This window comes from uncultured Limnohabitans sp. (assembly GCF_937889215.1).
GTDB lineage: Bacteria > Pseudomonadota > Gammaproteobacteria > Burkholderiales > Burkholderiaceae_C > Limnohabitans_A.
On record NZ_CALBEX010000367.1, the window covers coordinates 1 to 6,838 of the forward strand.

The window sequence follows — 6,838 nt, forward strand, 5'->3', positions numbered from 1 at the left end:
CCTCTGGGCCCGACTGCGCATATGGGGCGATCACCTCTTGGCCCAGCACCACCATGTCATAGCGCTCCGGGTCAATTTGCAATGGCTGCGACGGGTGGTGGTAAGCGATCAACACGTCGCACCCCCCCTCCACCAGCCGCATGGCGGCATCGTGCACATTCAGAGCGATGAGTCGGCTCTTGATGGGGCCAAAGCTCTCGCGCAGACTGGCCACCCAATGCGGGAAAAAGGTGAAGGCCAGCGTGTGCGGTAAAGCAAACTGTATGAAGTCCTGGCCCGCCGCATTGTGCCCGCGCAGCATGGCCCGTGTGTTTTGCAGCGCCTGCAGCATCTCCAAGGCTTGCGCATACAAGGTTTTGCCTGCAGGGGTGAGTTTGGTGGGGTAAGAACTTCGGTCGACCAAGTCAGCACCGGCCCAAGCCTCTAAAGACTGGATGCGCCGTGAAAACGCCGGCTGCGTGACATGCCGCAACTGCGCCGAACGGCTGAAACTGCGGGTTTCAGCCAAGCTCACAAAATCTTCAAGCCATTTGGTTTCCATGCGTGCATTATCGTTTCAGCGAATGTGTAAGCCATGCCAATGCCCTCTGCAAACCAATCCAGCTGGCGGAGCCAAAACTCAAAACCGCTCGCCAAAAGATTTAGGCGGCGTCACACCCAAATGTTTGAAGGCCGCCAAGGTGGCCATGCGCCCACGGGGGGTGCGCTGCAGATAGCCTTGCTGAATCAAATACGGCTCGATCACGTCTTCGATGGTGTCGCGTTCTTCACCAATGCTGGCGGCAATGTTGTCCAACCCGACCGGGCCGCCATCAAAGCGGTGGATCACCGCTTCTAGCAATTTGCGGTCCATCAGGTCAAAGCCTTCAGGGTCCACGTCGAGCATGACCAGCGCTTTTTGCGCAATGGCTTTGTGGATGGTGCCGTCGCCCTTCACATCCGCATAGTCACGCACCCGGCGCAGCAGGCGGTTGGCAATGCGCGGCGTACCGCGTGAGCGCCGGGCGATCTCGAACGAACCTTCCGGGTCAATCGGCGCTTTGAGCAGGCCACTGCTTCGGGTCACGATGCGGGTGAGCTCCTCGGGTGTGTAGAACTCCAAACGCGAGACGATGCCAAAGCGGTCGCGCAAGGGGTTGGTCAGCATGCCGGCGCGGGTGGTGGCCCCTACCAAGGTGAAGGGCTGCAGGTCCAGCTTGATGCTGCGCGCCGCCGGTCCTTCACCGATCATGATGTCGATTTGGTAATCCTCGAGCGCAGGGTAAAGGATTTCTTCAACCACCGGCGAGAGGCGGTGGATCTCGTCAATGAAGAGCACATCGTTGCGCTCGAGGTTGGTGAGCAGCGCGGCCAAATCCTTTGGTTTTTCGAGCACCGGGCCGCTGGTCTGGCGCAGGTTCACGCCCAGTTCGGCGGCGATGATGTGGCTGAGCGTGGTCTTGCCCAAACCGGGCGGACCAAACAGCAGCACATGGTCCAGCGGCTCCTCACGCATCTTGGCGGCGCTGATGAAAATCTCCAATTGCTCACGCACCTTGACTTGCCCGACGTATTCGTCGAGCAGCTTGGGGCGCAGGGCGCGCTCAATGGCTTCCTCTTGATGAGACACAGGGGCCGCTGATATGACCCGGGGCTCGGGCTGCGGTGCGAAGTCGTCGGTGCGGATGCTCATGGCTCAGATCGCTTTATTTGTTCAGGGCCTTGAGCGCGAGCTTGATGCCCTCGCTCACCCCAACGTCCACGGGCAGGCTCTTGAGGGCCGCTGCGGCTTCTTTGTCGCTGTAGCCCAGCGCCAGCAAGGCTTGTTGGATATCGCTTTGTGCGTCGGGAGTATTCACCGCAAACAAGCCGCCGATGTCACCGCCTAATTTGCCCTTGAGTTCGAGCAGCAAACGCTCAGCGGTTTTTTTGCCGATGCCTGGCACCTTGACCAAACGCCCCACCTCTTGTGTGGTGATGGCCTGCGCCAAGTCATCCACACTCATGCCGGACAACACACTCAAAGCCGTGCGTGGACCCACACCTGAGATTTTGATGAGCTGACGGAAAGCTTCTCGTTCGGCCAGCGTGGCAAAACCGTAGAGGATTTGCGCGTCTTCGCGCACCACAAAGTGCGTGACCAGACTGACTTTTTCGCCCGTGGCAGGTAAGTTGTAAAAAGTGCTCATCGGCACATTGACCTCGTAGCCCACGCCGTGGCAATCCACGATCACCTCGGGTGGGTTTTTGTCGCTCAGGATGCCGGTGAGTTTGCCAATCATGGGGGGCCTTTGGGTTTCATGGATATAGAGGAGAATCGGGGCTCCTTGGCCTGCACAAAAACCGCAAAACCACCCACGGACAGGATTATCCACTTGATCGTCAGACACACCTTCACGCCCCACAACAACACCCGTTTGTCACACCTGTATGGCCCGATGGACGCGCACCTGCGAACCATCGAAGCGGGCTTGCAGGTGAGCATTGCGCACCGCCACGAGCAATTCAAGGTGGACGGCCCCAAAGCCATGGCGCTGCGGGCAATGGAGATTTTGCAGGCCATTTACGAGCGCGCCGACCGCCCCATTTCACCGGACATGGTGCAGCTCATGCTGGTGGGTGACAGCGGTGGCGAAGAAGCGAACTTGCCCGCCTTGCAAACCCGCCGCGCTGACCTGAAGGCCCGCACCCCGGTGCAAGCAGCCTATCTGGAGAGCATCGCCAGCCACGACATCAGCTTTGGCATCGGCCCGGCCGGCACGGGCAAGACTTATCTGGCCGTGGCCTGCGCGGTGGACGCGCTGGAGCGCGCCAGCGTGCAGCGCATCGTACTGACGCGACCGGCCGTGGAAGCTGGCGAGCGCTTGGGCTTTTTGCCCGGCGACTTGTCACAAAAAGTTGACCCGTATCTGCGTCCCTTGTACGACGCGCTGTATGACCTGATGGGCTACGACAAGGTGCAAAAAGCCTTTGAGCGCAACGCCATCGAAATTGCCCCACTGGCCTTCATGCGCGGGCGCACGTTGAACAACGCCTTTGTGATCTTGGACGAAGCGCAAAACACCAGCACCGAACAAATGAAGATGTTTTTGACCCGCATTGGCTTTGGGGCCAAGGCGGTGGTGACGGGCGATGTGAGTCAGATCGACTTGCCCAAGGGGCAGCTGTCAGGCCTCATCGATGCCGAGCGGGTTTTGAAGCGCGTCAAGGGCATTGCCTTCACACGCTTTTCCAGCGCAGACGTGGTGCGCCACCCGCTGGTAGCCCGCATCGTGGACGCCTACGACGCGCAAGGCAGCGCCGCCATGCGGGCGGGTGTCACGACCCGCCGCAAGCCCTTGCCCACCGACGACTGAAAGCTGAATCGAGCACCTTCATGGCCCTCCAGAAACTCCAACTGTCCCTGCAATTTGGCGACATCCCCTACGCCGCGCGACACCGAGCAGCCCTGCCCCGCCACGCGGTAACCCGTGCGATTCGCCACGCCTTGGCCGATGATGCAGAGATCACGGTGCGCATCGTGGGCGAAGAGGAAGGCCGAGCGCTGAACCTGGGTTATCGCAAGAAGGACTACGCGACCAACGTGCTGACCTTCGACTATGCGCAAGAGCCTGTGGTGATGGCCGACCTGGTACTGTGCGCCCCAGTGGTGGCGCGTGAGGCCAAGGAGCAAGGCAAGACGCTGGCGGCGCATTACGCGCATTTGCTGGTGCACGCTACTTTGCACGCGCAGGGCTGGGACCATGAGACGAGCGAGGCCGATGCCGAGGAGATGGAGGCTTATGAGGTGGACATCTTGGCGGGGTTGGGGTTGAAGAACCCTTATCTGTAGTTTTTGCTGGTTAGGCCCCAGATGGTTTGAGCTGGGGAGGCCTCGAATGGGGTGGGGCCGGGTTCCTCATGCCGGGGTACCGGAAATCGTCACCCGGCCCCACCCCATTCGAGGCTGTGGTGCAGTTTTTTTAACCCGCTGGGAATCTGTTGATCTGGCCCAATTAAGTTTGAATGGCCCATGTTTTTGTCGGCTATGCGGATATTTTTATCTTTGTCGGAGTCCCACCCCTGTGGGCGATGGCTTGCAGGGCGTGTTCCACGCCCATCGCCCACAGGGGTAGGCTCCTACAAATAAGAATGACCACTCAGGTGTGTGAGGGGATGCGGCGGGTGACGATTTTCGGTACCCCGTTATGAGGAACCCGCCGCATCCCCTCACACACCGCCCAAGCAAAAGGCAAAACGTCAGAGCAACCGAACCTTCACGCTCTTGCCCTTGATCTTGCCGTGCGACAACTGCGCCTCGACCTTTTTAGCCAACTCCGCCTGCACCGCCACATAGGTTGAAAACTCGTTCACATTGATCTTGCCCACCTGCTCGCGGGTCAAACCACACTCCCCGGCCAGCGCACCCATCACGTCGCCCGCACGAATCTTCTCTTTGCGCCCGCCCACGATTTGCAACGTGCGCATGGGCGGCTTCAACAAGCCACTGGCAGCAGGCACCAACCCTGCCAAAGGGGCCCAATTGGACTCGCGGCCTTGCATCACCTCGATCTTTCCGACCGATCCCATCTCGTCCATGCTGGCCAGCGTGAGAGCCAGGCCTTCGGCATCGCCCCGGCCCGTGCGGCCAATTCGGTGGATGTGGATTTCTGCGTCGGGCGTCACATCCACGTTGATCACGGCTTCGAGGCCCTCAACATCTAAACCGCGAGAGGCCACGTCGGTGGCCACCAGCACCGAGCAGCTGCGGTTGGCAAACTGCACCAGCACCTGGTCGCGCTCGCGCTGCTCCAGCTCGCCAAACAGCGCCAGCGCGCTGTAGCCCTGGGCCTGCATCACCGCCACCAAATCGCGGCACTGCTGCTTGGTGTTGCAAAAGGCCAGCGTGCGCTCGGGACGGAAGTGCGCCAGCAACTTGGACACAGCGTCCAACCGCTGGCTTTCGCTCACTTCGTAATAAACCTGCCGGATTTTGTACGCGCTGTGCTGCGCCTCCACCTTCACGGTTTGCGGTGCACGCATGAACTGCGCGGCCAACTTGGCAATGCCTTCGGGGTAGGTGGCTGAAAACAGCAGCGTCTGTCGGTCTTTGGCGCACTGGCGCACCACCTTGGCGATGTCGTCGAAAAAGCCCATGTCCAGCATGCGGTCGGCTTCGTCCAGCACCAGCGTGTTCACGCCCGCCAGGCTCAGCGAACCGCGCTCCAAGTGGTCCAGGATGCGGCCGGGCGTGCCCACCACCACATCGGCACCGTGCTCCAGACTCACCGTCTGGCCACGCAGGGCCACGCCACCACACAGGGTGACGACTTTCACGTTTTGGCGAGCACGGGCCAAACGGCGAATTTCTTGCGTGACTTGGTCGGCCAGCTCGCGTGTGGGACACAAAATCACGGCTTGAATCGCCGCGCTGGGAGAACCTACCGTTTGCAAGCGCTCGATCAAGGGCAGGCCAAAGGCGGCGGTTTTGCCGCTGCCGGTGCTGGCTTGAGCGATCAGGTCTTGTCCCGCCAGCGTCAGCGGCAAGCTGGCCGCCTGGATGGGCGTCATCTGGGTGTAGCCCAGTTGTTCGAGGTTTTGAAGGGTGGCAGGGGCCAGCGCGAGCTGGTCAAAGCGAGCAGAACTCGCGGCAGAAGAAGTTGCAGTCATGCGGGGATTATCGTTGCCCACCCCGAGCAGCGACTCAAGCCGACATGCGCATCGGGATGGTGATGGGGCCATCGTTGATGAGGGCTACTTTCATGTCGGCGGCAAAACGGCCGGTTTGCACCACCGAGTGGGCTTTTTGCGCTTGAGACACAAAGTGCTCGTACAAGCGCCGCCCTTCATCGGGCGCGGCGGCTTGGGTGAAGCTGGGGCGGTTACCGCCCGCCACATCGGCGGCCAGCGTGAACTGGCTCACCACCAGCAAACCACCGCCCACATCCTGCACGCTCAGGTTCATCTTGCCCGCCTCGTCGCTGAAGATGCGCAGTTTCAAAATTTTGGCCAGCATCTTGTCGGCCACCGCATCGGTATCGCCCTTTTCGGCGCACAGCAGCACCAGCAAACCCGCGTCGATCTGGCCGATGACCTCGTCATCGACACGCACACTGGCTTCACTCACCCGTTGCAACACAACAATCATTTCAAATCCCGAGCATCGTCAAAGTGCGCTTCCACATCGCTGGGCAAGAGCTGGATGGTGGCCCGCAGCCCCGGCACTTCGCTCATCAGGGCCTGCTCCACACTGGCGCGCAAGGCTGCGGCTCGCCCCAAGGTCCAGCTGGCGGGCATGTGCATGTGCAGGTCTATAAATCGGCGCTGCCCAGCTTGGCGGGTGTTCAAGTGGTCAAAGCGGATGATTTCAGTTTCCCCTCGGCGGTGCGTGAAACCATCCAACACCCTTTGCACTTCGGCCAACACCTCGGGCTCCAGTGCTTCGTCCATGAGGCCTTGGGAAGACCGCCAAATCAGGTGCCACCCTTCTTTCAGAATGTTCAACGCCACGCCAATGGCCACCAATGCATCCAGCCACAACCACCCCGTCACCCCCACCAAAGCAATGCCCACCACCACACCCGCAGAAGTCCACACGTCGGTCACCAAGTGACGCGCATCGGCTTCCAGCGCAAGCGAGCGGTGTTGCTTGGCCGCGCGAAACATGAGCCAGGCCAAAAAGCCGTTCAAAGCGGAACTGCCTACCGACAAGGTCAAACCCCAACCGACTTGCGCAATAGGTTGCGGATCAAAAATCCGATGCCCGGCCGCCCAAATGATGCCCAAAGCCGCAACCACAATCAGGATGCCCTCAAAACCCGAAGAAAAGTACTCGGCTTTGTGGTGACCGAAGGGGTGCTCGTCATCGGCTGGTCGGGCT

General features: G+C 60.5%; 8 protein-coding genes. 2 read left to right on the plus strand and 6 right to left on the minus strand.

Annotation, left to right across the window (positions count from 1 at the left end; all coding sequences use genetic code 11):
* The 3 genes from Q0341_RS09345 to ruvA form a co-directional block, all read right to left on the minus strand.
* Positions 1 to 541: LysR family transcriptional regulator (locus tag Q0341_RS09345; protein ID WP_299512450.1), on the minus strand; the 541-nt coding region annotated here is incomplete at its 3' end.
* Positions 542 to 619: 78 nt separating this feature from the next.
* The gene (ruvB, locus tag Q0341_RS09350; protein ID WP_299512451.1) at positions 620 to 1,672 is read right to left on the minus strand and encodes a Holliday junction branch migration DNA helicase RuvB; all 1,053 of its coding nucleotides are present in this window, start codon (positions 1,670 to 1,672) and stop codon (positions 620 to 622) included.
* Positions 1,673 to 1,685: 13 nt separating this feature from the next.
* Positions 1,686 to 2,261: a Holliday junction branch migration protein RuvA gene (gene ruvA, locus Q0341_RS09355; RefSeq protein WP_299512454.1), complete on the minus strand. Its 576-nt coding sequence runs from the start codon at positions 2,259 to 2,261 to the stop codon at positions 1,686 to 1,688.
* 93 nt (positions 2,262 to 2,354) lie between these two features.
* Here ruvA and Q0341_RS09360 point away from each other — a divergent pair, with 93 nt between their 5' ends.
* Together Q0341_RS09360 and ybeY are read left to right on the plus strand one after the other, a co-directional pair.
* On the plus strand, positions 2,355 to 3,335 hold the full coding sequence (locus Q0341_RS09360; RefSeq protein ID WP_299512457.1) for a PhoH family protein: 981 nt from the start codon (positions 2,355 to 2,357) through the stop codon (positions 3,333 to 3,335).
* Positions 3,336 to 3,355: 20 nt separating this feature from the next.
* The gene (gene ybeY, locus Q0341_RS09365; RefSeq protein ID WP_299512459.1) at positions 3,356 to 3,811 is read left to right on the plus strand and encodes an rRNA maturation RNase YbeY; all 456 of its coding nucleotides are present in this window, start codon (positions 3,356 to 3,358) and stop codon (positions 3,809 to 3,811) included.
* Positions 3,812 to 4,218: 407 nt separating this feature from the next.
* On the opposite strand, the gene dbpA is transcribed toward ybeY, so the two are convergent.
* From dbpA to Q0341_RS09380, 3 genes are all read right to left on the minus strand, one after another.
* A complete protein-coding gene (dbpA, locus tag Q0341_RS09370) occupies positions 4,219 to 5,628 on the minus strand; it encodes an ATP-dependent RNA helicase DbpA (protein WP_299512461.1) in 1,410 nt (469 codons plus the stop codon).
* A gap of 34 nt (positions 5,629 to 5,662) precedes the next feature.
* Positions 5,663 to 6,106 (minus strand): D-aminoacyl-tRNA deacylase, encoded by a 444-nt coding sequence (dtd, locus tag Q0341_RS09375; RefSeq protein WP_299512463.1) that lies wholly within the window; start codon positions 6,104 to 6,106, stop codon positions 5,663 to 5,665.
* The coding region (locus Q0341_RS09380) for a cation diffusion facilitator family transporter (protein ID WP_299512466.1) at positions 6,103 to 6,838 on the minus strand (736 nt) is incomplete at its 5' end. The genes dtd and Q0341_RS09380, both read right to left, overlap by 4 nt.